Source organism: Streptococcus sp. SP1 (assembly GCF_030440005.1).
GTDB classification, from domain to species: domain Bacteria; phylum Bacillota; class Bacilli; order Lactobacillales; family Streptococcaceae; genus Streptococcus; species Streptococcus parasanguinis.
In genome coordinates this window covers 88,254-113,294 of record NZ_JAQFJJ010000004.1, presented here as the reverse complement: position 1 = coordinate 113,294, position 25,041 = coordinate 88,254, and the positions used below count along the sequence as shown (strand labels likewise).

Annotated in this window: 20 protein-coding genes; 18 read left to right on the top strand and 2 right to left on the bottom strand. The window is 42.2% G+C overall.

Annotated features, from left to right (window positions below):
- Positions 1-8: 8 nt before the first annotated feature.
- Positions 9-944, top strand: a complete 936-nt coding sequence (locus PCY07_RS03410) for a zinc ABC transporter substrate-binding protein (protein WP_301355168.1) — start codon at positions 9-11, stop codon at positions 942-944.
- Between the two features lie 7 nt (positions 945-951).
- Positions 952-4,236: a pneumococcal-type histidine triad protein gene (locus PCY07_RS03405; protein ID WP_301355169.1), complete on the top strand. Its 3,285-nt coding sequence runs from the start codon at positions 952-954 to the stop codon at positions 4,234-4,236.
- 227 nt (positions 4,237-4,463) lie between these two features.
- Here the strand turns inward: PCY07_RS03405 and PCY07_RS03400 are convergent, their stop codons facing one another.
- On the bottom strand, positions 4,464-5,648 hold the full coding sequence (locus PCY07_RS03400; protein ID WP_301355170.1) for a DUF2974 domain-containing protein: 1,185 nt from the start codon (positions 5,646-5,648) through the stop codon (positions 4,464-4,466).
- A gap of 169 nt (positions 5,649-5,817) precedes the next feature.
- Here PCY07_RS03400 and PCY07_RS03395 point away from each other — a divergent pair, with 169 nt between their 5' ends.
- The 5 genes from PCY07_RS03395 to PCY07_RS03375 all read left to right on the top strand — a co-directional run bounded on the left by PCY07_RS03395 (position 5,818) and on the right by PCY07_RS03375 (position 10,465).
- Entirely contained in the window at positions 5,818-6,495 is a 678-nt protein-coding gene (locus tag PCY07_RS03395) for a response regulator transcription factor (protein ID WP_049505925.1), read from the top strand.
- Positions 6,488-7,462: a sensor histidine kinase gene (locus tag PCY07_RS03390; RefSeq protein WP_301355172.1), complete on the top strand. Its 975-nt coding sequence runs from the start codon at positions 6,488-6,490 to the stop codon at positions 7,460-7,462. The genes PCY07_RS03395 and PCY07_RS03390 overlap by 8 nt, the downstream gene beginning before the upstream one ends.
- 114 nt (positions 7,463-7,576) lie before the next feature.
- Positions 7,577-7,705: a hypothetical protein gene (locus tag PCY07_RS03385; RefSeq protein ID WP_256263169.1), complete on the top strand. Its 129-nt coding sequence runs from the start codon at positions 7,577-7,579 to the stop codon at positions 7,703-7,705.
- A 15-nt stretch (positions 7,706-7,720) separates the two neighbouring features.
- Positions 7,721-8,479 carry an ABC transporter ATP-binding protein gene (locus PCY07_RS03380; protein ID WP_061563696.1) on the top strand — a complete coding sequence of 253 codons (759 nt, stop codon included), beginning with the start codon at positions 7,721-7,723 and terminating at the stop codon, positions 8,477-8,479.
- Entirely contained in the window at positions 8,480-10,465 is a 1,986-nt protein-coding gene (locus PCY07_RS03375) for an FtsX-like permease family protein (RefSeq protein ID WP_301355173.1), read from the top strand.
- A 368-nt stretch (positions 10,466-10,833) separates the two neighbouring features.
- On the opposite strand, the gene PCY07_RS03370 is transcribed toward PCY07_RS03375, so the two are convergent.
- On the bottom strand, positions 10,834-11,097 hold the full coding sequence (locus tag PCY07_RS03370; protein WP_003012241.1) for a SemiSWEET family transporter: 264 nt from the start codon (positions 11,095-11,097) through the stop codon (positions 10,834-10,836).
- A 284-nt stretch (positions 11,098-11,381) separates the two neighbouring features.
- Between PCY07_RS03370 and PCY07_RS03365 the strand changes: the two genes are divergently transcribed.
- The 11 genes from PCY07_RS03365 (at position 11,382) to PCY07_RS03315 (ending at position 24,899) form a co-directional block, all read left to right on the top strand.
- The gene (locus tag PCY07_RS03365) at positions 11,382-11,639 is read left to right on the top strand and encodes an SWEET family sugar transporter (protein WP_254729438.1); all 258 of its coding nucleotides are present in this window, start codon (positions 11,382-11,384) and stop codon (positions 11,637-11,639) included.
- 259 nt (positions 11,640-11,898) lie between these two features.
- Positions 11,899-12,276 (top strand): YbgA family protein, encoded by a 378-nt coding sequence (locus PCY07_RS03360; RefSeq protein ID WP_254729436.1) that lies wholly within the window; start codon positions 11,899-11,901, stop codon positions 12,274-12,276.
- On the top strand, positions 12,277-12,657 hold the full coding sequence (locus PCY07_RS03355) for a TIGR02328 family protein (protein ID WP_301355177.1): 381 nt from the start codon (positions 12,277-12,279) through the stop codon (positions 12,655-12,657). It begins immediately after the preceding gene.
- A gap of 102 nt (positions 12,658-12,759) precedes the next feature.
- Complete coding sequence (locus PCY07_RS03350; RefSeq protein WP_301355178.1) at positions 12,760-14,331, top strand: type I restriction-modification system subunit M; 1,572 nt, start codon at positions 12,760-12,762, stop codon at positions 14,329-14,331.
- The gene (locus PCY07_RS03345) at positions 14,321-15,319 is read left to right on the top strand and encodes a virulence RhuM family protein (RefSeq protein ID WP_301355180.1); all 999 of its coding nucleotides are present in this window, start codon (positions 14,321-14,323) and stop codon (positions 15,317-15,319) included. The genes PCY07_RS03350 and PCY07_RS03345 overlap by 11 nt, the downstream gene beginning before the upstream one ends.
- Positions 15,316-17,130: a restriction endonuclease subunit S gene (locus PCY07_RS03340; RefSeq protein WP_301355181.1), complete on the top strand. Its 1,815-nt coding sequence runs from the start codon at positions 15,316-15,318 to the stop codon at positions 17,128-17,130. The genes PCY07_RS03345 and PCY07_RS03340 overlap by 4 nt, the downstream gene beginning before the upstream one ends.
- A gap of 14 nt (positions 17,131-17,144) precedes the next feature.
- Positions 17,145-18,383, top strand: coding sequence for an anticodon nuclease (locus PCY07_RS03335; protein ID WP_301355183.1), 1,239 nt, complete (start codon positions 17,145-17,147; stop codon positions 18,381-18,383).
- Complete coding sequence (locus PCY07_RS03330) at positions 18,376-21,420, top strand: type I restriction endonuclease subunit R (protein WP_301355185.1); 3,045 nt, start codon at positions 18,376-18,378, stop codon at positions 21,418-21,420. Before PCY07_RS03335 ends, PCY07_RS03330 begins: the two co-directional genes overlap by 8 nt.
- Before the next feature lie 195 nt (positions 21,421-21,615).
- Positions 21,616-22,527, top strand: coding sequence for an Rpn family recombination-promoting nuclease/putative transposase (locus PCY07_RS03325; protein ID WP_155198962.1), 912 nt, complete (start codon positions 21,616-21,618; stop codon positions 22,525-22,527).
- A 153-nt stretch (positions 22,528-22,680) separates the two neighbouring features.
- On the top strand, positions 22,681-23,604 hold the full coding sequence (locus tag PCY07_RS03320; RefSeq protein WP_301355187.1) for an L-lactate dehydrogenase: 924 nt from the start codon (positions 22,681-22,683) through the stop codon (positions 23,602-23,604).
- A gap of 248 nt (positions 23,605-23,852) precedes the next feature.
- Positions 23,853-24,899: an Rpn family recombination-promoting nuclease/putative transposase gene (locus PCY07_RS03315; RefSeq protein ID WP_301355189.1), complete on the top strand. Its 1,047-nt coding sequence runs from the start codon at positions 23,853-23,855 to the stop codon at positions 24,897-24,899.
- Positions 24,900-25,041 lie beyond the last annotated feature (142 nt).

Genomic DNA, 25,041 nt, shown 5'->3' with positions numbered 1-25,041 from the left:
GGTGAAGGATGAAAAGGAGAAAAATGAAGGTGCTGGGACTCTTGTTCCTCAGTTTTTTTCTGCTTGCAGCTTGTGGTAGTCAAGGAAATGCAGGCAAGCCCCCTTCTAGAAAAGGTCTCAAAATTGTCACGAGTTTTTATCCCATCTATGCCCTGGTCAAGGAAATCTCTGGGGATCAAAATGACATCTGGATGGTTCAGTCAGGTGCAGGGATCCATGATTATGAACCTTCCACCAAGGAAGTGGCTCAGATCTATGATGCGGATGTATTTGTCTATCATTCTCAGACCCTGGAATCTTGGGCCGGTCGCTTAGATCCTAACCTACAAGGTTCTAAGTTACAGGTGATCGAAGGTAGTCAAGGAATGACACTTGATAAGGTGGCTGGCTTAGAGGATGTCGAGGCTGGGCAAGGAAAAGAAGCCAAGCACCTGTATGACCCGCATACCTGGTTGGATCCTGTAAAAATCGCAGAGGAAGGAAAGATTATCGCCCAGCGCTTGGGAGAGATCGATCCAAAGAATAGGAAGCTCTATCAGGCCAATGCCCAAAAGCTTGAAAAGCGCTGTGAGGAACTAGTAGCCCGCTACCAGCCTGTCTTTGACAAGGCTAAGCAAAAGACCTTTGTGACCCAGCATACGGCCTTTTCTTATCTGGCCAAACGCTTTGGTCTCAAGCAGTTGGGGATTGCTGGGATTTCCCCTGAGCAGGAACCAACCGCCCGGCAATTGGCGGAGATCCAGCAGTTTGTCAAAGATTATCAGGTGAAAACGATCTTCGTAGAGAAGCACACGTCGTCAAAGGTGGCCGATAGTATCGCCAAGGCAACAGGGGCGCGTGTCAAGGTATTGGATCCACTGGAAGCTGATCCGCAAAACGATAAGGATCTATTAGCAAATTTAGAAGAAAATATGGCGAGTTTAGCCAAGGAATTAGAGGAGTAAATCAAGGATGAAGAAAAAGGGAACGATTGGAATTGTAGCAACTTTGGGAATAGGGCTATGTGCCTATGCGCTCAGTCAGCAACCACAAGCTAAGGAAGAGAAAAAGAATCAGATTCAGTATCTACAGGCAGAAAAGAAAGCGTCATCGACTGCCTCCAGCAAAAAGGAAGACAGCATCGAAGCAGTCAATGCCAAGGAAAAGACTCAGGCGGAGCAGATTGTCATCAAAATTACGGATGAAGGCTTTGTCACTTCTCATGGAGATCATTTTCATTACTATAGTGGTAAGGTCCCATTTGATGCCATCTTTAGTGAGGAGTTGATTTTGCGAGATCCAACTTATCAGTTGCAGGAAGCTGACATCGTGAGCAAGGTCAAGGATGGCTATATCATTAAACGCGCTGGGAAATACTATCTCTACTTAAAGGATGCTCAGCATACGGTCAATGTACGCTCGATCGAAGAGATTGCCCAACAACAAAAAGGAGGCGCTAAAGAAGAAGGGGAAACGGGATCGTTACAGGCGAGTTCCTCGCATAAAGGGGTTAAAACTCGAGATTTTCGTCAGCCAAGTCAAGCGCTAAAAGAGGGTAAGACCCTTGAAACGCTGACTGCTAAAAACCATTCAGGAGGAGGCTATCGTACGGACGATGGTTATGTCTTTAGCCCTGGAGATGTCATTTCAGATACAGGGGATGGCTTCATTGTGCCCCATGGTGGACATTACCATTATATTCCAAAGAGTGCCTTATCTGCTGGCGAGTTAGCAGCGGCCCTCTCTGTCCTAGGCGGTCAAAGTGGCCACCAGGCTGGAAACTCGTACTTAGCTAGCCCAAGTGTAGAAGCAGGTAAGAATCAAGGGACTCCAAATCAAGCTTCCCCAAGCCTAGGAAAACAAGCGAGCAACCAGGTGTCACCAAGTCCAACCAATTCCCATGTGACACCAACGACTTCTAAACCGTCTACATCGAAACCGAGTCCAAACCTGAGCAATCTGATGGAAGAATTGCAGAAAACACCTCTGTCTTCTCGTCATGTAGAGTCTGACGGTTCTGTCTTTGATCCAAGTAAGATTACCAAGTGGACCGATCAAGGGATTGTCTACCCTCATGGGGATCATTTCCACTTTATCCCTTACAGCTCTCTATCTCCTTTAGAGCGTGAGCTGGCACGGCAATTCCAACTGCTTCGGGCTCAAGGTGCTACTACACCTGCTGAAATAAGTCCAAATCGGCCTTCAAGTCCAAGTACAAAACCAGTTGACCATGAGCACGAGCATGAACATGGGGATAATCATGGGGATAGTCACGAGCATGAACATGGGGACAGTCATGATCACGAGCACGAAGAGGAGCACGATCATGGCTTCCACGCAGACATGGTCATCAGTAAGGACGAGGACGGCTACATGGTGGCTCATGGCAACCATGCCCATTATTTCTATAAAAAGGACCTCTCACCTCAAGAAATCGCTGCTGCAGAGGCAGTATTAGCTGGTAAGAAGGAAGAGGACAAGGGACAGCCACTGACAGATGACGTTGCCAGCTATTCTCGCGATGCCTCAGATGAGGAAAAGATCCAGTACATCAGCAAGACCTATGGTGTCCCTCGTGAGGCCATTAAAATTTCCAATGGTTTCTTTGTCTTTAACAATCCAGACCAAGAATACGATCCGACCCACATCCACCCTTATGCCGTTCGTAAGGAACACGTTCGGATTCCGCTTGAGACGGGCAATCCTGAACTAGACTTTATCAATGAGCTCTATGCAACAGCGCTTCGTTCAGGAATTTCTCCTTATAGCCTTCAGATTGAAAATGGTCAGTTTGTCATCCCGCACGGCGATCACAACCACTACATCAAGGTGCGTTCAGCAGGACTAGCAGACTACTTAGCCCACCGTCTTCCTACCATCCAATCGCCTTTCAAAAAAGGAGACTTGGATAAAAAAGCAGTGGAGGACAGGGTCAACCAACTTTTAGCAGAAAGCCGGACTCTTTACGCTTCTGATCCATTGCAACAACGACGGATTGAGCTCATCTTGGGCCACTTCTTGGAAAATGTCAAGAGTTTCCCAAGTAACTCAACAGAGGGCTATCTTGCCAGTCTTAAGCAGGTTGATGAACAGTACATCCATGCGACTCAAGCGATCAAACCAAAAGAAGAGACAGCCCTCGATCGTCGATACCAGGAATTGCTGGAACAAGTGCGCTTGCTAGACACAGAAGCTTTCCAACTGAAGAAGGAAGGGTTGGTCTCACAACTGCAGGAAGCCTATGCTGCCAAGGACAGCAAGCGTTTAGAGCAGGAAGGGAAGTTATTAGAAGCTGTTCAGGAGATGCAAGATCGGACGGGTGTGACATCGGTCGACTATCTCAAGTACTTCTATCAAAGCTTGAGCGATGCGCGCTTGACACCAGAACTGCGCACCAAGGCGGCAGATCTAGCTTTGAAACTCTATCGGGCCCAAGCCTTTGAAGAAGCCTGGGATGCTAAGACTCACTTTATGGAACTCTACCAAACCAAGCAGGCAATTGACCAGCTTTTCTCTCAAGAAAAAGGCCAAACCTATCCTATTGAAAAAACAGTTTTGGATCAAAAAGGAAGTCAGGCTCCATCTTATAACTTAGCGGTCTATGATTTCCTCAAGGGCTTATATGGAGAGTTGGACAAGGCGACAGAATCCCGTCAACGAACCAGCATCCTGAAAGCCCTCACAGAGCAAATCCAGTCGCTCTTGCCACAAGTCGAAGACCAGGCCAAACGAACTGCCTTTGAAGCAAGTTTGGTTCAGCTAGGAAATGAGACGGATCCAGACAAGGCTATTGCAAGTGGACAAGCTCTGTTACGCGAAATCAGTGATAGCATTGAAAAGCAAAAACAAAAGCAAAGCGAAGAGCCTCAGATTGGGGATGTCGCTCTTTATCAACAGCTCTATAACCAATTGATGGCCTTGCACCAACAATTGCAGGACAAGGGAGCTAGTGATGCGGTATTTGATCGCTTGGAAGCTCTCTTTGACCAATTGGCTAATCCAAAGAGTGACAAAGCAGCCTTACTACAGGCTATCCAAGCCTTCCAGGCAGAGTTAGCAGCAATGCCATCTGCAAGCGAAGCGGGCAAAGCAGCTACCACAGCTGAAACGCCTGTCCCTACAGAAACTCCGGTGGAAAAAGAAGCAGCAGCTTCAGAAGGAAGTAAGCCTGCCACAACTGAGACAGAAACAGAGCCTGCAAGCGCAGCTGTAACAGAAGCAAGCACGCCAGATACTCCATCTCCTCAGAACCAATAGAAAATAGAAAAGAGAGTGGGACAGAAATCGGTCATTCGTTAGAATTCGATTTCGTCGTCCCACCTCCGCACAGTTGAGTAGGGCTGTAAAAGCTGATAAAATCAGCGTAGTAGAGCCCACTCAACCACTGCGTCTTGCTCGATAATCCAAAAATAATTGAGAGGCTAGGACTTTTGTCCCAGCCTCTTTTTGCGTTCTAGTGAATAGAAGAGGTCAGTAGTTGAACCTCACTCCTTGTGCTCAAGACGCAGTGGTGAGGTGGTTTCGACTGCTTGTTTTCGCTTGAAAAATGCGGCCATTTGAACCAGGATACGGGGGACCGTCTGCCATTTTTTCCAGGCTTGAAAGCGGGTGTCGATGAGCTGCTTGGCCAATCGTTCTAGCATTTCCCGCTCGGTTGGATCCAAATCTTGGGCATTTTGGAGGATTTCTTTGGCCTTAGCTAGCTGTTTGAGATCGGTTAGGTCATTGATCGAAGTGATGCCGGCATCCAGAAAAATGCCAAAAAAGGTGTCAAAAAACTTCTTGCGCTCCTCTGCCGATGTTTCGCGAACCCATTGCTTCAAGGTGAGATCGGTCTGCTGGCTATCTGGACTGGTTTCAGAAACGGTCACAAAGCTGTAGTCCTTGATTTCCCAAGTGAAGGCGTCGTGCTGGGCAAAGCCACCAAATGCGCGACTTTTGACAATGGTCGTCAGTTCTGGCACTTCCAACATCATGCCAACGATGGATCCCTGAGGGACAAAGCGACGAATTTTGGGGGACGTCCGCTGGTAGCCTTCAGTTTCGATAATGGCCTTGTTGAGTCCTGGAGCATCGTAGCTGTAGATCGCGTCGACACGTTCAAATAAGGAATCAGCTAGATACGAGCAAGCATAGGTCGCAAGGTTGCCCCCTTTGGAGTGACCAGCCACCAAGAAATGTCCTTTAGGAAATTCTTTCATGACATGTTGCAGGTAGCTGGCTGCGCGCTTCTGAGCTGGAACATGGTCCATATAGGTCATGTGGAAGTCTTCCTTCCAGCCGATCAAGGTGTCATCCGTCCCTCTGAAAACGACCAAATACGTATCCAGACTAAGCCGATAGGTCATGGCCGCAAACTGTTTTTGTACATCGGGATCGTACTCATCGACATAGTTAAGGAGTTTGATGTTCTTAAAGCGCTTTGAACTAGCTAATTCATCGACTAATTGGAGGTGCTGGTTACTCACGATGAAATCGGTTGTCCGGTCGATCAGTTCCATCGCATCAGACAGGCGCACTGGAATCCCTGTTGTATCTCCTTGAGGCACAATGTGTCCAAAGGGCAGATAGGTCAGCTCTGTCAAGGCGAGGACATCCAGCTCCTTGAAGGGGCGGTCATAAATGGAATCGTAGGTCACTTCTTTTAGGTAATCAAAAATAGTCGACATCTGTGCCTCCCGTGTCTTATTTCTTTCAGTATAGCACAAAAATGGATGTAGAAAAAGCGCCTCCTATCAAGAAAGTAGGACTCAGCTTTTCTTTCCCTCTGAAACAGCCTTTTTCTCTACTGTTTAATCTGTTATAATAGGAAGAAGAAAATAAGAAGGAAAGAAAGCCATGCATAAAATTCTCTTAGTGGAAGACGATGAAATTATTCGCCAACAGGTCAAACAATTATTGGAACAATGGGGCTATGAAGTGGTCGCAGTAGAGGACTTTATGGATGTCCTCGGGATCTTTGTCGAAAGTGACCCCCACTTGATCCTCATGGATATTGGCCTGCCTCTCTACAATGGCTACCACTGGTGCCAGGAGATTCGCAAGGTTTCAAAGGTTCCGATCATGTTTCTTTCTTCACGGGATCAAGCCATGGATATTGTCATGGCCATCAATATGGGTGGAGACGACTTTGTCACCAAGCCTTTTGACCAAAATGTCCTCCTTGCCAAGGTCCAAGGGCTCTTGCGCCGCTCTTACGAATTTGGCACGGATCAAAATCTGCTGGAGCACCGGGGAGCCATCCTCAATCTCAAGTCTACGGACTTGATGTATGAAGGGGAAGTCATCAAGCTGACCAAGAATGAATTTCAGATCCTGCGCGTCCTGTTTGAGCATGCAGGCAGTATCGTAGCACGCGATGACATGATGAAGGAGCTCTGGAATAGCGACTTCTTTATTGATGACAATACCTTGTCTGTCAATGTGGCCCGCCTTCGTAAGAAATTAGAAGAGGCTGGCTTGTCAAACTTCATCGAAACCAAGAAAGGCATCGGATACGGGTTGACCCATGAATAAATTTGGAACGATCTTCTGGCAGTATGTGGTATCCCGCAGGCGCCTACTCTATCTATTGGTCATCTTTTTGATCGTCGATTTGGTCTTTGCCTATCTCTTTCCAGAGACAGGGACGGTTTTCCTCTATGCGACCCTAGTGCTAGGCTTTTTTGCCTTCTGTGTCTTGATCTGGGATTTCGCCATGACCTTTCGGGACTACCGCAAAGCCGCACTTTATGAGGAAGTTGAGGTTACCTCACCACTGGAACACCTCCTTTATGAAAAATACACGGAAGAACAGCAGGCGCGCTTGGAGGAAGGGAAGACAGCCCAGGCTAAGTTTAATGACCTGATGGATTACTATACCCTCTGGGTTCACCAGATTAAGACGCCCATTGCGGCTAGTCAGCTCTTGGTGCAAGATGTCGAGACGCCCATTGTCAAGCAGCAGATGGAGCAGGAGCTCTTTAAGATTGACTCCTATGCCAATCTGGTTTTGCAGTATCTGCGACTGGAGAGTTTTCATGATGATCTAGTCTTAAAGCGCGTGTCGGTAGAAGATTTAGTCAAGGAAGTGGTCCGCAAGTATGCCCTCTTTTTTATCCAAAAGAACTTGACAGTGGACCTGCATGATTTGGAGCAGGAGGTCATCACCGATCGCAAGTGGCTCCTAGTCATCATCGAGCAGCTCTTATCCAATAGCCTCAAGTACACCAGCACCGGTGGGATTGAAATCTATTTTAAAGACCAGACTCTCTATATAAAAGATAGCGGGATTGGGATCAAAAATAGCGATGTCCTCCGCGTCTTTGAGCGGGGCTTCTCTGGCTACAATGGCCACCTGACCCAGCAATCCTCAGGGCTGGGGCTCTATCTATCTAAGAAAATCGCAGAGCAATTGGGCCACAGGATCACCCTCCATTCAGAGGTCGGCCAAGGCACGACCGTTGCCATTCGCTTTGAAGAGAAGAAGTTGGTCATGGATTAAGATTCCCCATCTTACAAAAATGTAAGAAATAAACGGCAAAATGAAAGGTTAGGTTATGGTAGCCGCCTTTTATTTTTTATACAATAGTCTCATCAAATGAAGGAGGTCAAGAAAATGAAACTCTTGAAATGGATGAAACAACCCAAAAAGATTAAGAAACCAAATAACCAAACCGATCTGGAAAAGACGGAATTTGGTCTCCAAGTCCTGCAACAAACCCAAGAATTTTTCTTGATCTACTAGTAAAAGGAGAAAAGTATGTCATTACTAGATGTTCAACATATCAAAAAAATCTACAAAACTCGCTTTCAAGGAACGCAGGTTGAAGCCTTAAAGGATATTCACTTCACTGTTGAAAAGGGTGAGTACGTGGCTATTATGGGGGAATCAGGATCCGGGAAATCGACCCTTCTCAATATCCTAGCCATGCTGGACCAACCAACCGAAGGACGGGTCTACCTCAATGGCACGGACACCTCAACCATCAAGAACAAAGACGCATCGAGCTTCCGTCGCGAAAAACTAGGTTTTGTCTTTCAAGATTTTAACTTGCTGGATACCTTGTCCGTCAAAGACAATATCCTTCTCCCTCTAGTTCTCTCACGCAGGCCAGTCAAAGAAATGATGAGCAAGGTCGATAGCGTCAGTCGGGAATTGGGTATTCACCAACTTCTTGAAAAATACCCCTACGAAATCTCTGGTGGGCAAAAGCAACGGGTGGCCGTAGCGCGGGCTATCATCACCTCACCTGAAATCCTCCTTGCGGATGAGCCAACAGGGGCGCTGGATTCCAAGTCTTCAGCTGCGTTACTGGACGTCTTTGAAGATATCAATACCATGGGCCAAACCATTCTCATGGTGACCCACTCAACCGCAGCAGCAGCGCGTGCCAAGCGCGTGCTCTTCATCAAGGACGGGATTCTTTACAACCAGATCTTCCGCGGGGAAAAGACAGAGCGTCAGATGTTCCAAGAAATTTCAGATACTCTGACGATCATGGCAAGTGAGGTGGAGTAGATGTTTCGATTAACTACTAAATTAGCTTGCTCTAATCTCATCAAGAACCGCAAGCTCTATTATCCCTTTGCGATTGCGGTCATTCTCGCAGTGACCATCGCTTACCTCTTTGACTCCCTGACCTTTAATCCCCGCATTTCCGAGCTTCGGGGAGGATCTTCTATAGTGTTCACTCTCAGCTTGGGATTCTTCGTGGTCAATGTTGCGGGAGCCATCATTGTGCTTTATGCCAATAGCTTCGTCATGAAAAATCGCTCCAAGGAGCTGGGCATCTACAGTATGCTCGGCCTTGAAAAACGCCATCTCATCAGCATGATCTTCAAGGAACTCTTGCTTTTTGGCTTTCTAACCATCTCAGCCGGTATCTTGATCGGAGCTCTTTTTGACAAGTTGATCTTTGCCTTTCTCTTGAAACTCATGAAGATGAAGGTCCAGCTGGTATCCACCTTCCAACCTGGGATTGTGGTCTTGGTCTTTGTCATCTTTGGCCTTATCTTTGCCCTCTTGGTTCTTCTCAACGCTTGGCGCATTCTCCGATTGAATGCTCTGCAACTGACACGTGAGAAGGCTAGTGGTGAAAAGAAAGCTCGCTTCTTGTGGCCCCAAACCATCCTGGGCTTAGCCTCTCTCGGTTTTGGCTACTACCTGGCTTTGTCTGTCAAAGACCCCATCATTGCGCTTGTGACCTTCTTTCTAGCCGTTATCCTGGTCATGATCGGGACCTACCTGCTCTTTAATGCGGGGATCACCGTCTTCTTGCACCTGCTTAAGAAAAAGAAGAGTTACTATTACCAACCCAACAATATGATCTCGGTCTCTAACCTCATCTATCGTATGAAGAAAAATGCAGTGGGGCTTGCGACCATTGCCATCCTCTCGACCATGGTGCTGGTGACCATTTCTGCAGCAACCAACATCTATGTCGGTAGCGAAATGGTCAAGAAAATCATGAATCCACATGATTTTTCCATTCAAGGAAAAGGCGTGGATTTGGAGCAAATCAATCAGAAATTTGATGAATTTGCCTCAGAGCACCATCTCGAGATCAAGAATCGTGACCTGATGTCCTATGCTACCTTTGGAGTCGAATCACAAAAGGGCACAGACTTCACCGTCTATCCTGACGATGAGAGCGATGTCAGACCGAGAACAGTCTTTCTGGTCTTTGATGTAGCCAGCTATGAGCAGATGACAGGAGAAGAGGTCGATCTGACTGGCAACCAAGTTATCCTCTTTGCCCATAACAAAGCTCTTAAAGGACAAAAGCAGTTCACTATCAATGGGCAAGACTTCCAAGTTAAGAAAGAAGTGAGCAAGGATTTTATCACCGATCACGTGCCCAACATGTATAACATGCTGACGGAGGATTTCAATTACCTGATCGTACCTGACCTTTCAGCCTTTGTTGCCAAGTTTCCGAACCTTGCTGTCGTTACCCAAATCTATGGTGGTTTCAATGTCAATGTCGATGAAGACCAGCAACTCAAGCTAGCAGCTAGTTATGACAAGATGATCGATGAATTGAGCAGCCAACAGGGTCAAGGAACATTTATCTATGGAGGTAACCGAGCCAATGATGTGGCAGAGTTGAATAGCCTCTTTGGTGGCATCTTCTTTATCGGAATTTTCTTGTCACTGATCTTTATGGTCGGAACGGTCATCGTCATCTACTACAAGCAAATCTCAGAAGGCTATGAAGACCGTGACCGCTTCGTCATCCTCCAAAAGGTAGGGCTTGATGAAGATGAGGTCAAACGGACCATCAACCGTCAAGTGCGGACTGTCTTCTTCCTTCCCCTCATATTTGCCTTTGTCCACCTGGCCTTTGCCTACCATATGATCCGCCTCATTCTTAAAGTCCTCGGTGTCATCAATAGTGGCCAAGTCCTCGTCGTGACCCTCAGTGTCTGTGCTGTCTTTCTCATCACCTACCTGATCGTCTTTTGGATCACCTCTCGGAGCTATCGTAAGATTGTGCAGATATAAGGAAAAAGAAGCTCGAATCAAATTAGAAACTTTCCTTAGGTGAGTACGGACGTCAGCGAACTTCGAAGAAGTTCCATGACTAATTATTGAGCCAAAGGTCTCAATAATTCCGAGTGCCTGAAACATGATTATTTCAGGCACTTTTCTCACAGCAGAAAGTTTCAATATACTCTAAATAATAATTAGAAATCATTTGGATATTTTTGCACAATAGTCCAGCTAAGGTTATTCAAAGAAAAGAATCGTCAATTTTTAAGCTCGCTCATGGCGGGCTTTTTGTGTGAAAACCGACAGCGATTGTTTGTGTTTTTCAAAGAGATACACAAAAAAGACTGAACCAGTAGAGTTCAGTCTTTGTTCGCTTTCGATTAAAGTGATGTTAGGAAAGTCAATCCACCTAGGATGACACCTGCTGAATTTGGGATGATCAAAATCCAGTCTTTTTTAGGTTCCTTGGTCCAACCATAGATAACCCAGATTAAGCAAGAAATAGCTGCTGACAAGGGTTGGAAAGGTTGGGCTTTGTTTCCCTGTAAATTGGCAATAATTTGTGGGATGTAGGCAATGAAAACGATAATCCCAATAAAGGCACCGATCGAGCCAACGATTTGGTTGATTTTTTGTTTATTCATAAATTTCACCTCTGTGTATCAAAATAGCATAAGTAGGAAGATAATGCAATTAATTTGCATGCTATGCAAGATGAAAATGATTACATTCGCACAAAATTAGACAATGTGTCAAAAAATGGAAACTAGAGAGAAGATCCCCTTGAGAAGAAATCCATCTTCCTGCAAAATCACAAGATTGTGACACTTTACAGTTCGGTAACATTTGAAAAAAAGACTTGAATTTGTAAAGGACAAAAGGTAGAATAGTGCATACTTAAAAAAGAAAAGGAAATGGTAGTTTCAAAATGAATGATAAACAAATGAAAATTCTTGGTTGGGTTGCGACCTTTATGTCTGTGATGATGTATGTGTCTTACTTCCCACAAATCATGGATAACCTCGCAGGTCACAAAGGAAACTTTGTTCAACCCCTTGTCGCAGCCATCAACTGTAGCCTTTGGGTTTACTACGGACTCTTCAAAAAAGAACGCGATATTCCACTTGCTGCAGCCAATGCACCAGGGATCATCTTTGGTTTGATCACAGCTATCACAGCCTTGTAATCAATGAAAGAGAGAGTGGGACAGAAATTGGTAATTCGTTAGAATTCGATTTCGTCGTCCCACCTCCGCACAGTTGAGTAGGGCTGTAAAAGCTGACGAAATCAGCGTAGTAGAGCCCACTCAACCACTGCGTCTTGCTCGACAATCTAAAGACAATTGAGAGGCCAGGACTTTTGTCCCAGCCTCTTTTTTATAACTTCACTCATTTCCATGGTATAATGGGAGGACTATTGATAGAGAAGATCAAAAGGAGACACGAGTGGATCAAAAACATCACTGCCAAGTCCTATGGGCGAAAAATAAATACCTGGTGCTCAGTCATTCCAGCAACATTTACAAGGAGATCCGGGAATACCTCAAGCAAGACCAGGTGGAGGTCAGCCACGTCGAAGGCTTGATCCAGCAAGCGCTGGCCTTGCCAGAAAATCGTGGCCAGGTCTCCAATGCCTTCCAGCATATCTGGGGCTATTTCAAAAAGCAGGCGACTCCTGAAGAAAAGGCCGACTTCATGTTGTTACTTGAAAAGTACCAGCATGGCCAAGCTAGCCAAGAGGATCTCATCAAGGGGATCCAAACGCTCCTAGAGCGCTATCCTAATCGCTACTTGCAAGACTCGACACTACTAGGAGGTCAATAGATGAGACTGTGGCACCAAGATTTGATCTCAAAACTCCCTCGTCCCCAGCTCCTGGGCCAACACCGGGAATGTTGCGCCCTTCGAGGCAATGGTTGGGGCAAGAAGCACGCGACGGTCAACTATGTCTTTGACTACTCGCCTTATCGCCTCTATGCCTATCACCGCCTGATCATGGAGGAGATGACTGCACGTGGCTATAAGGTCAGCCCAGAGTGGTGGGAGCCAACTTACCGAGGCAAGACCTGCCCAGCATACATAGAGCTGGAAGAGGAAGCCTTGTCCACCCTTATCTATCCTGAGCATCAGGACACTTACCTCCAAGAATGCTTGGATAATCTAGCAGAAAAGGGGATTCAACTGGACAAATCATTGATTAAGTAAAAATATAAGCTAAACCATTCGTAATCAATTATTACGAATGGTTTTTAGTATCTAAAATATGGTAAAATAGAAAGGATAATACATTAATTAAGGAAAGTAAAAATGGCAAATAAAGAAAGTGCAGAGCGCAAGGAACTTCACCGTAAAATTTGGGCGATTGCCGATGACGTTCGTGGGGCTGTAGACGGTTGGGATTTCAAGCAGTACATACTGGGAATACTATTTTATCGCTTTATTTCTGAGCATATGGCTGACTATTTTGACCGTGCTGAGCATGAGGCTGGGGATTTAGAATTCCGTTATGCTGATTTGAGTGACCAAGAAGCTGAGCAAGATTTCAAACCAGGGACAGTTGAGGATAAAGGTTTCTTTATTCTTCCAAGTCAATTATTTGAAAATGTCGTCAAGAACGCGTCACAAAATGAAAATTTAAACGAAGATTTAGCCAATATTTTCCAAAACATTGAAAAATCAGCAATTGGGTTCAAATCAGAGGATGATATCAAAGGTTTGTTTGATAACTTGGACACACGAAGCAACATACTTGGTGGCACTGTTCCAGAAAAAAATAAACGTCTCTCTGATATCCTCAATGGTATCAATAGCATTAACTTTGGCAACTTTGAGGAAAATGATATTGATGCTTTTGGGGATGCCTATGAGTTCTTAATTTCCAACTATGCGAGCAATGCAGGAAAAAGCGGAGGTGAATTTTTCACACCTCAGACAGTTTCTAAATTACTAGCCCGTTTAGTAATGGTTGGTAAGGACAAGATTAACAAAGTCTATGACCCAACATGTGGTTCGGGTTCACTTTTGCTTCAGATGAAAAAACAATACGAAGACCATATTCTAGAAGATGGTTTCTTTGGTCAAGAAATCAATATGACCAACTATAACTTGGCTCGTATGAATATGTTCTTACACAATATCAACTACAATAACTTTGATATCAAGCGAGGAGATACCCTTTTAAATCCACAGCATTTGGATGAAAAACCTTTTGATGCTATTGTTTCTAACCCTCCATACTCAGTCAAATGGGTGGGAGATGGAGACCCAACTCTTATAAACGATGACCGTTTTGCGCCAGCTGGTAAATTAGCTCCTAAGTCAAAAGCTGACTTTGCCTTTATCATGCATAGTCTCAACCACTTGTCTAACAGAGGTCGAGCAGCCATTGTATGTTTTCCAGGGATTTTCTATCGTGGAGGTGCTGAAAAAACTATTCGTCAGTATCTAGTAGATAATAACTTTGTTGAAGCAGTGATTGCTCTACCTGATAATCTCTTCTTTGGGACTTCTATCGCAACCACTATTTTAGTGTTAGCGAAGAATAAACTAGAAAATAAAACTCTCTTTATCGATGCGAGTAAGGAATTCAAAAAAGAGACCAATAACAATGTCTTGACGGATGACAATATCGACCATATCGTTGAATTATTCACTAATTATCAAAGTGTAGACTATAAAGCAACTCTCGTTGATAATGAAGTGATTGGTTCAGAACAGGATTACAACCTTTCTGTCTCAACCTATGTCGAACAAGAAGATACACGTGAGAAGATTGATATTGATGTTCTCAATAAAGAAATCGCTGAGACTGTTGCTAAGATTGATCACTTGCGTTCAGAGATAGACAAGATTGTAGAGGAATTAAGCTATGACAAATGATGTGATTCTCTATAGAACAGATGATGGCGAGTCAGCTATTGAGCTACATTTGGATAATGGAACAGTCTGGCTGACCCAACAGGAACTAGCTGAGCTTTTTCAAACTTCCAAGCAAAATATTAGTAAACATATCAAGGCGATCTTTGAAGATGGTGAATTATCGGAGGGGGCAACTGTCAACTATAAGTTGACAGTTCAAAATGAGGGGAGTAGAAGTGTTCAGCGGAATGTTGCTTACTATAATCTCGATATGATTTTGGCGATTGGCTATCGAGTTCGCTCTCCTCGTGGAATCCAGTTTAGACATTGTGCTTCGACAGTCTTGAAAGAGTATCTGATCAAGGGGTTTGCCATGGATGATGAGCGCTTGAAAAATTTGGGTGGTGGCTCTTACTTTAAAGAACTTCTTGAAAGAATCCGAGATATTCGCTCGAGTGAAAAAGTCTTTTACCGTCAGGTTTTGGATCTTTTCGCGACATCTAGTGACTACGATGCCCAATCACCAGAGGCAAAGAAATTTTTTGCTACGGTTCAAAACAAGATGCATTACGCCATTCACCACAATACTGCCAGCGAACTCATTTATAACCGTGTCGATAGCGAAAAGGAATTTATGGGCTTGACTACTTTTAAGGGAGACCTCCCTACTTTATCTGAAGCAAAAGTTGCTAAGAACTATCTGACAGAGAAGGAACTCCGTGGGCTTAATCAGCTTGTATCAGGATATCTAGACTTTGCTGAAAGACAGGCAGAGCGAGAAGAAGTCATGACCATGGCAGACTGGGTGACACATGTAGACCGCCTCTTTCAGGCTACTGGTGAAGACTTACTTGATAACAGTGGCTCTATCTCTCGGGAACAGATGAAGCAGAAGGTAGATAAGGAATATAAGAGCTACCAAGCCAAGACCCTCAGCCAAGTTGAAAAAGATTACCTCAAGGAAATCAAAAGTATTGAAAATCTAGCCAAGGAAGGAGGTAAATCATGAATATCCTAGAAGAAATCCAGAACTGCCCCGTTGAGTGGAAAGAGTTGGGGGATAAAAATGTAGCGAAATTATCTCGTGGCAAAGTAATGTCAAAACAGTTTTTAGAAGAGAATAAAGGGGAGTTTCCAGTATATTCTTCCCAAACAGTTAACAATGGAGAAATCGGAAGAATTTCAAGTTTTGAATACGATGGAGAGTATATAACTTGGACAACTGATGGGGCAAACGCAGGAACAGTTTTTTATCGCAAAGGAAAATTTAGTATCACAAATGTCTGTGGATTAGTAGAGATTAATAGTAACCAACTCCTTACAAAGTTTGTTTATTATTATTTAACGATTTCAACTAAAAAATATGTTTCATCTGGAATGGGAAATCCAAAACTGATGTCTAATGTTATGGGGAAAATTAAAATCCCCATTCTTCCCCTAGAAATTCAAGAAAAAATCGTGCAGATACTTGACAAAATGACTGAGTATGTTACAGAATTGACCTCAGAATTGACCTCACGTAAAAAGCAATATTCTTATTATAGAGATAAACTTTTGTCCTTTGAGGATGAGGTATATCAGGTTGAGTGGAAGACGTTGGAGGAAGTAGCTAAATTTAATTATGGCTATACTGATAAAGCGAAAGATACGGGAGATATTAGATTTATTCGAATTACTGATATTGATGAAAATGGTTATCTTAAATCAAATGATAAAAAATATATTTCCTTAACAGAAGAATCTAGAAACTATCTAGTAAGACATGGTGACTTATTGATGGCTAGAACGGGTGCTACTTATGGTAAAACTCTATTTATTGATACAGATGAAGCCAGCGCCTATGCATCATTCTTAATAAAGATTACTCCGTCAGAGAAGTTGAATTCAAGATACTATTGGCACTTTTCAAAGAGCACATTGTATTGGAAACAAGCTAATAATTTAGTTTCAAAGGCTGGTCAGCCTCAGTTTAATGCGAATAGTCTGAAGAATATAAGAATTCCGGTCCCATCTCTCGAAATCCAGTCTCGAATTGTTCAAGTTCTAGACAACTTTGACATGGTTTGTAATGACCTAAACATCGGACTGCCCAAGGAGATTGAACTGCGTCAAAAACAGTACGAATATTTCCGAGAAAAACTCTTGACATTCGTCGCCGAAGGCGAGTACACTGACAGTACAGTACAGTACAGACAAGACATCATTAGGCTCTTAAATTGGGTATTTGGTCCAATCCGAGTGGAGTTGGGAGCTTTGGGAGATATTATTCGAGGTAATGGGCTACAGAAGAAAGATTTCCAGGATGTCGGTGTTCCGTGCATTCATTATGGACAGATATATACATATTATGGAATTGAGACTGAGAGAACAAAATCATTTATAAATTCAGAGTTAGCAAGAAAACTTCAAAAAGCTAAAACTAGTGATTTGATTGTCGCGACGACGTCTGAAAATGTTGAGGATGTTGGTAAATCTTTGGTTTGGTTAGGGAAAGAGGAAGTTTGTATAGGTGGGCATTCATGTATAATCAGAACTGAGCAAAATACTAAATTTTTAGCCTATCTTTTTAGAACTAGATTTTTCCAAATTCAAAAAGAAAAAAGAGTACTTGGTACAAAAGTAATTGAACTTTACCCTAAAAATCTTGCAAAAATTAAGATTATATTACCACCCCTTTTCGAACAAGAAAGAATCGTCTCCATTCTTGACCATTTCAACACCTTAACCAACTCTCTTTCTGAGGGCCTCCCAAAAGAAATCGAACTAAGAAAGAAACAGTATGAATACTGGATAGATGAATTACTTCATTTTCATGTATAAGGAAACAGTAAATTATGGCAGATGATAAAGTATTTAATACGTTAGAAGAGATTGCAGATGAACTCATTTTAAGTAATAAGAAGTTGCATTTAATTTATGCTTTTAATGCTACAGGGAAAACAAGGCTGTCTACAATTTTAAAGGATAAATTAAATATCTCGGGAAATGATGAGGAGTCAAAAGTAAAGAAAATACTTTATTTTAACGCTTTTACAGAAGATCTTTTTACTTGGGAAAATGATTTAGAAAATGATGAAGATCGTTACCTCAAATATGATAAACGTACCTATTTTGGTAACTTTTTGGAGAATCAGCAACAATTTGATCAGGTTATTATAACTTTTCAGAAATTTGTCGGTGATTTAATAGTTCCTATTTTTGAGGATATTGAAGAACAGGCTGTTGATGATTTTGGTATTCCAATTATTGATATTATTGGTGAACAGCGTATACCAAGATTAGAGAGGAACTTCAAAAGTATTCGTTTTACTTTAGATGGTGAAACGGTTAAAATTTCTAGGGGAGAGGAAAGAATTTTTGTTTGGTCTATATTCACTACTCTCTTAGAACTTGTTATTGAAGAATTGAGCGACTCAGAAATTGACTCTGATTTTCAGGACTTTAAGTATATTTATATTGACGATCCAATTTCTTCGTTAGATGATAACAATACTATTGATTCCGCTATTTTTTTAAAGGAAATTATTGACAAATCCAAACGCACTGATTTAAAGTTTATTATTTCTTCTCACCAACCACTTTTTTATAATGTTTTGTACAATGAAATACGATTTGACAGAAAAATACCAAATAAAAAAAAGTCCTTTTATGTTATGAAAAAAGAGGTTGATAAGGAGGATAAAGTTAGATATATTTTAACTGACGTTGAGAAAGATTCTCCCTTCGGATACCACCTAAAGGTAAGAGAAGAGTTACGTAAAGCTGTAGACAATGGACGAGTAGAAAAATTTCATTATGCTTTGTTTAGGAATCTGTCAGAGAAAACAGCCACATTTTTAGGTTATAGTAGATGGGAAGATGTTTTATTAGGATTAGAGGTGGCAGGTGAGGAGATTACCAAAGAAAATGTAGAACTTTATGCTCAAAGGTTTGATTTATTCACTCATAATCGTCAATCGGACTTGGAGTTTAGAGAATTGCAAGAACGAGAAAAAAATACCTTAATAGAATTATTCAATAGTTTTGAGAAGAATTATAAATTTAACCCAAAAGAGGAAAATAAAAATGGTTGATTATTCAAAAATACATGAAGTAATTGCGGAAACAAATGAAGGGATTCTCTTGGCTGAGTATCAACCAGAGTATCGTACAGATAGGGAGTATCAGTCAGAGGCTGATTTAGAAAATCAGTTGATTTCTGATTTGGTAAATCATCTCAACTATGAACGCTTAAATATTCATACACCTGAAGAGCTCTTAGCAAATGCTAAGGTGCAAATTGAAAAACTTAATAAGGTAACGTTTACGAATGCTGAGTGGAATCGATTTGTAGTAGAGTATTTAGACTGCCCCAATGAAGGATTAGTTGAAAAAACTCGAAAAATCCAAGAGAATTATATCTATGATTTTGTCTTTGATGATGGACGGATTAAAAATATTTTCATTCTTGATAAGAAAAACATTCACAACAACAGCATGCAAGTCATCAACCAGGTGACCCAAGTGGGTAGTCATACCAACCGTTATGATGTCACCATCTTGGTAAATGGACTTCCTTTAGTTCAGATTGAATTAAAGAGACGAGGGGTTAGTCTTAAAGAAGCTTTTGAGCAAATCCATAGATATAGCAAGGAAAGCTTCAATAGAGAAAATTCTTTATACAAATACATTCAAATTTTTGTCATTTCTAATGGGACTTATACACGCTACTTTGCCAATACGACAGCTCAAAATAAAAATCATTATGAGTTCACCTGTGAATGGGCAGACCGAAAAAATAAAACGATTCACGACCTGGAGGACTTTACCATTACCTTTTTGAGTAAACGAGTTCTTTTAGAAGTTTTAACCAAGTATTGTGTCTTTGATGCTGATAATACATTACTCATCATGCGCCCATATCAGATAGCTGCAACAGAGAGTATTTTACGAAAGATTCATTCCACAAATGAAATGAAGAATTTCGGTACGATCAATGCCTGTGGCTATATCTGGCACACTACTGGTTCTGGGAAAACTTTAACTAGTTTTAAGACTGCTCGTTTAGCAACAGAGTTGGACTATATTGACAAAGTGATTTTTGTGGTTGATAGAAAAGACCTAGACTATCAAACCATGAAGGAATATCAAAAATTCCAACCGAATTCAGTCAATGGTAGCAACAATACAAAAGAACTCCAACGTAGTATTGAAGAAAATGATGATCGAATTGTTGTCACAACGATTCAAAAGTTAAATAAATTTATAACAGCAAATCCAAACCATGAAATCTATAGTAAAAAATGTGTTCTAATCTTTGATGAATGCCACCGTTCCCAGTTTGGAAAGGCTCAAAAACGTATCAAAAAAGCCTTTAAGCAGTATGCTTTATTTGGATTTACAGGGACCCCAATTTTTCCAGAAAATAGCTTGACTGGAGAAACAACACAAGAGGTTTTTGGAGAGCAACTTCATAACTACGTTATCACAGATGCTATTCGAGATAAAAAAGTGCTGAAGTTCAAGGTTGACTATAACTATATCAAGCCTGAAATCAATAAGTATAGAGAAGCGGAAAAGGCAGTCGGCCGAGAGCTTGATGAAAAGAAACTCAAAAAGATGGAGAAGGAACTCCTTTTACATCCAGAACGGATTGCAACCATCACAGAGTATCTGTTGAGAGTTTATAATGATAAGACGCACCGAAATCAACACTATACTCATAAACAAAAACAACTGTCTGGATTTAATGCCATGCTGGCAGTACAAAGCATTGAAGCTGCGAAATTATACTATGAAGAACTTCAGCGACAACAAGCATCATTACCAGAAGCTAAGCGTTTGAAGGTCGCAACTATCTTTAGCTTTGCGCCTAACGAAGAACAGTCAGCTTATGGAGAAATTCAAGATGAAGAGCTAGAACCTCAAGATACAGCTATGCCTCTTTCATCTAAAGAGTTTCTTTCTAAAGCAATCTATGACTATAATCAAATGTTCAAGACCAACTTTTCGACTGATGGGAAAGAGTTTCAAAATTACTATCGTGACCTTTCTAAACGAGTTAAGTCCAAGGAAGTGGATTTGCTGATTGTAGTGGGTATGTTCTTGACAGGTTTTGATGCGCCGACCATGAATACTCTCTTTGTCGATAAAAACCTACGTTATCATGGTTTGATTCAGGCTTTTTCTAGAACCAATCGAATTTTTAACAAGGTTAAACCTTTTGGAAATATCGTATGTTTCCGTGATTTAGAAAAAGCTACTCAAGAAGCTATTAAAACCTTTGGGGATACTAATAAACTTGATATTATCTTAGAAAAAAGTTTTAGCGAATACATGGATGGTTTCGTGGATCAGATAACGGGTATCAAGGTTAAAGGTTATACAGAAGTCTGTCAGGAAATTCTCGAAAGATTCCCTAATCCACAAGAAATAGAAACAGAACATGATAAAAAAGAGTTTGTTAAGTTATTTGGTGAGTTTCTGAAACTTGATAACGTGCTCCGAAATTATGATGAGTTTCAGGAAATCGATAAGCCTATCTCGGAAGGATATCTCCAAGATTTAAGAAGTTCTTACGTGGAAATTCGAGATGAATTCTTAAACCTTAAAAACTATGAAAGAACGAGAGACCTAGGTGTTGACCTTTCAGATATTGAATTTGAGATTGAGCTATTAAAAACAGATGAGATTAATCTAGACTATATCCTCGCATTAATTGTTGAAAAATCGAAGAACTCTGAATCTAAAGAAGCAATGAAAGCAGAAGTTAGTCGTGTTATTCGGTCAAGTATTGATATTCGTGCTAAGGAAGAGTTGGTGATTGGATTTATCAATGATACTGATTTAGCGAGTCTGAAAGACCATGATGAGATTATCAATGCATTCTATGCTTATGGTAAAGAACGTAAAGCAGTCGCTATTCGTGAATTAGCAGAATCTGAAAATCTTGTTAAAGATTATCAATTATTCATTGATAGATCTATTCAACGTGGTTATGCTGAGAATAGTGGAGCTGATTTGGATTCGATTATTCCACCGACTTCTCGTAGACATGGAGCTCGTGAACGTAAGAAACAAGAAGTTCTACATCAGATTCAAACATTAGTAGAAGTATACTCAGGTATTTGATCATGAAACTATGAATAATTACCTAAGATAAAGTTCGTTTCATTACTAACAAAGTTTGGCTTTAATAATGAAGGATATTATTAATAAGTGGATTGAAAAAACAGTAGAGGTTAACTTTCAACTGTTTCCCAAATTTTTTTCGAATTATAGAAGTAGAGGGACCTTCCCTCTATTTTTTATCGAAAAGGAGCAGGGATGCAAAAGAGACACGCGCATGTATCGCCGACCTTGGACATCATGGCCAAGAAGATTTTTAGTTTGCCGGAGGTGACGGCAGCATTTATTCGAGATATTTTGGAGCTGGATGTAGCGGACGCTCAGATTGTGGAAGGAAGCCAACCCCACAGCATGGCCTATGAGGAGGATGACTTGTTCTCCACTGCGGTGGATGTGAGAGCCAAGCTCCATGACGGGACCGAGGTGATCATCGAGATCCAGATTCGCAAGCAGCAGTATTTCTTGAATCGGTTCCATTACTATTTGGCCAATCAGCTGGTGGAGAATGTGCAAAAACTGCGCCAGCAAGGCCAGACACATAAGATGTACGAGCAGATGGAGCCAGTCTATGGGATTGCGATTTTGGAGAAGTCGCTCTTGCTAGACGAAGAGGCCGCCATCAATAAATACTGGCTGACCAATAGCCGGTCCGGCAAGCAACTTAAGGCCTATTATAAAAATGGCAAGCACCAAAATCTACTGCAGGTTGCCTTTTTAGAGCTAGACAAGTATAATAAAGATGAGAACCTGACAGATGCAGGCAGACAGTGGTTGGAGTTTTTTGGGAATCTTCCCTTTACAAAAGCTCCCAGTCAGGCTGTTGCCCACGCAGATTCATTATTAGATTCATCTAGCTGGACCAAGGAGGAGAAGACCATGATAGACGAGCGTATTCGTATTCAAGAAAATTATGATATGACCCTGGAGACAGCGATAGACGAAGCGCGCGAAGAAGGTTTAGAACAAGGATTGGAACAAGGTCTGGAACAAGGTCGTAATGAAGAACGTCTGCAGTTAATCCGCAAAATGGTCTCACGAGGAATGACGCCTGATCTGATATCAGAGATGACAGGTTTGTCGCTTGAAGAGATTGAGACTCTTCTTTCCTGAGTCGTTAAAAGAGGCAGTGCCTCTTTTCTTTTTTGAAAAAACTTGAAAATTTTCCCATTTTTTCAATCCGCCTTTCTAGAATTGTGGTAGAATAGAGTCAACAAAGAGCTATCCTCACCAACAGTGTGATCGATACTAGAAAAGAGGATTCTGATGACAAGAAAAATTGGTATTATTGGTTTGGGGCATGTGGGTGCGACCTTGGCCCACAGCATGATTTTGAAACACACCTGTGATCATTTGGTCTTGATTGATACCAATGAGAAAAAGGTCAAGGCTGATGCCTTGGATTTCTGTGATACGGTTGCCAATACAGGTTATCCGGTGCATATCACGGTCAATGACTACGCGGCTTTAAAAGATGCGGATGTCGTGGTGTCGACTCTTGGAAATATTGAGTTGCAGGCTAATAACACTGATGACCGTTTTGCGGAGCTTCCCTTTACCAGTAAGCAAGTGGTGCAAGTAGCGCGTGATCTGAAGGCTTCTGGCTTTAGCGGGGTCTTATTAGTAGTGACCAATCCGGTCGATGCCGTCACTCAACTCTATCAACAATATACTGGCCTTCCAAAAGAGCAGGTGATTGGGACAGGGACGTTACTGGATACAGCTCGGATGAAGCGTGCAGTCGCTGATCGTTTGCAGGTTTCTCCTGCTAGTGTATCAGGTTACAACCTCGGTGAGCACGGAAATTCTCAATTTGTTGCTTGGAGTCAGGTCCGTGTCAAGGGACACGCTATTACCGATCTCTTCTCTCAAGAAGAGCTTGACGCCATCAACTACGAGTCCTTGCGCGGTGGTCACACGGTCTTCTTTGGTAAATTCTATACTAACTTTGGGATTGTAGCAGCAGCCCAACGCCTGGCAGAAGCTGTGATCAATGATAGCCACGAGGAAATGCCAGTGTCTAACTATCGTCCAGAATATGGAACCTATCTTGGCTATCCAGCGATCGTAGGTCGAAAAGGAATTCTTGAACGATTGGACTTGCATTTGACAGAAGAAGAAAAAGAAAAATTACTCCATTCAGCTGAAACCATCAAGGAAAATACACGAAAAGGATTGGAGCATGCATAAAAGCAAGAGGCTGGGACAAAAGTCCTAGCCTCTCAATTATTTTTGGATTGTCGAGCAAGACGCAGTGGTTGAGTGGGCTCTACTACGCTGATTTCATCAGCTTTTACAGCTCTACTCAACTGTGCGGAGGTGGGACGACGAAATCAAATTCTAACGAATTACCGATTTCTGTCCCACTCTCATTTTCTGCAATTTTTTCGAATGGTATAAGTGAGGGGATTCCCTATACGAAATCATTGGAGGTTGCTATGAAGAAACGACACGAGTATGTATCGCCCACCTTGGATTTAATGGCGAAAAAGATTTTTAGTCTGCCGGATGTGACAGCCAAATTTATCCGCGAAGTATTGGATCTGCCAGTAGAGTCCGTTGAGATTTTAGAAGGAGACCAAATCCATGAGCAAGGGTTTTTAGGAGATCTTCCTTTTGAAACATCCGTTGATGTGAGAGCAAGACTAGATAGTGGGCTTGAAGTGATCATTGAGATTCAAGTTTTGAAGCAAGAGTATTTCCTGAATCGTTTCCACTATTATTTAGCCAATCAACTGGTAGAAAATGTCCAACGCAAGCGAAAGAAAGGAGCGACCCATTCTATGTACCAGGAGCTGGAGCCGGTCTATGGGATCGCTATCTTGGAGCGAAGTATTTTTCCTCATTTAGATTCACCTGTCAATGTCTATGAAATGCGCCATACGGTAGATGGGACACCTCTTTATAGTTCTCGCAAGAATGGGGTAGCTCATAATATGTTAAAGGTTGCCTTTTTAGAGTTGGATAAGTATAATGAAAGTAGAGATACGGAGTTGAATGCTCACTGGAGACAATGGCTTGAATTTTTTGGCAATCGCCCATTCAGTCATCAACCAGATCAAGTGATCGAGCAGGCAGAATCACTCCTGATCCCATCAAATTGGACAAGGGAGGAAAAAGAAATGATTGATGAACGGATTCGTATCAGAGAAAATTGGGAAATGAGCATGGATACCTTTCGGAAAGAACAACTGGAAGCCGGTTTTCAGAAAGGGTTGAAAAAAGGTCTTGAACAGGGACTCGAACAAGGTCTTGAGCGTGGACTCGAGCGTGGTCTTGAACAAGGTCTCGAGCGTGGTCTCGAACAGGGATTGGAACAAGGCAGACAAGAAGGCATGGAGTTGGGAGTTCAAGCTGGTCAGCAGTCTCTGATTCAGAAACTATCTTTGAAGGGGATGAGTATCGAGATGATTGCTGAAATGACGGATTTATCCAGCGAATCCATCAAAAAAATGTTGGCTACGGATTTGTCTAACGAGGAGTAGTAGCGAGAACAGAATTTTGGGATTGAGAATTACCTTGCTGAGAAAAAAATAGTTCTAAAATGGATTGTAAAGATCTCTGGGAGTCGTTTTTCTTGGATGTTAATCCTCTACAGATTTATACGGTTGTGATTTATTGAAGGTT

Bases quoted from the DNA above. Each gene is read 5' to 3' on its own strand.
- PCY07_RS03410 (WP_301355168.1), top strand. From the start codon at position 9: ATGAAAAGGAGAAAAATGAAGGTGCTGGGACTCTTGTTCCTCAGTTTT.
- PCY07_RS03405 (WP_301355169.1), top strand. From the start codon at position 952: ATGAAGAAAAAGGGAACGATTGGAATTGTAGCAACTTTGGGAATAGGG.
- PCY07_RS03400 (WP_301355170.1), bottom strand. From the start codon at position 5,648: ATGTCGACTATTTTTGATTACCTAAAAGAAGTGACCTACGATTCCATT.
- PCY07_RS03395 (WP_049505925.1), top strand. From the start codon at position 5,818: ATGCATAAAATTCTCTTAGTGGAAGACGATGAAATTATTCGCCAACAG.
- PCY07_RS03390 (WP_301355172.1), top strand. From the start codon at position 6,488: ATGAATAAATTTGGAACGATCTTCTGGCAGTATGTGGTATCCCGCAGG.
- PCY07_RS03385 (WP_256263169.1), top strand. From the start codon at position 7,577: ATGAAACTCTTGAAATGGATGAAACAACCCAAAAAGATTAAGAAACCA.
- PCY07_RS03380 (WP_061563696.1), top strand. From the start codon at position 7,721: ATGTCATTACTAGATGTTCAACATATCAAAAAAATCTACAAAACTCGC.
- PCY07_RS03375 (WP_301355173.1), top strand. From the start codon at position 8,480: ATGTTTCGATTAACTACTAAATTAGCTTGCTCTAATCTCATCAAGAAC.
- PCY07_RS03370 (WP_003012241.1), bottom strand. From the start codon at position 11,097: ATGAATAAACAAAAAATCAACCAAATCGTTGGCTCGATCGGTGCCTTT.
- PCY07_RS03365 (WP_254729438.1), top strand. From the start codon at position 11,382: ATGAATGATAAACAAATGAAAATTCTTGGTTGGGTTGCGACCTTTATG.
- PCY07_RS03355 (WP_301355177.1), top strand. From the start codon at position 12,277: ATGAGACTGTGGCACCAAGATTTGATCTCAAAACTCCCTCGTCCCCAG.
- PCY07_RS03350 (WP_301355178.1), top strand. From the start codon at position 12,760: ATGGCAAATAAAGAAAGTGCAGAGCGCAAGGAACTTCACCGTAAAATT.
- PCY07_RS03345 (WP_301355180.1), top strand. From the start codon at position 14,321: ATGACAAATGATGTGATTCTCTATAGAACAGATGATGGCGAGTCAGCT.
- PCY07_RS03340 (WP_301355181.1), top strand. From the start codon at position 15,316: ATGAATATCCTAGAAGAAATCCAGAACTGCCCCGTTGAGTGGAAAGAG.
- PCY07_RS03335 (WP_301355183.1), top strand. From the start codon at position 17,145: ATGGCAGATGATAAAGTATTTAATACGTTAGAAGAGATTGCAGATGAA.
- PCY07_RS03330 (WP_301355185.1), top strand. From the start codon at position 18,376: ATGGTTGATTATTCAAAAATACATGAAGTAATTGCGGAAACAAATGAA.
- PCY07_RS03325 (WP_155198962.1), top strand. From the start codon at position 21,616: ATGCAAAAGAGACACGCGCATGTATCGCCGACCTTGGACATCATGGCC.
- PCY07_RS03320 (WP_301355187.1), top strand. From the start codon at position 22,681: ATGACAAGAAAAATTGGTATTATTGGTTTGGGGCATGTGGGTGCGACC.
- PCY07_RS03315 (WP_301355189.1), top strand. From the start codon at position 23,853: ATGAAGAAACGACACGAGTATGTATCGCCCACCTTGGATTTAATGGCG.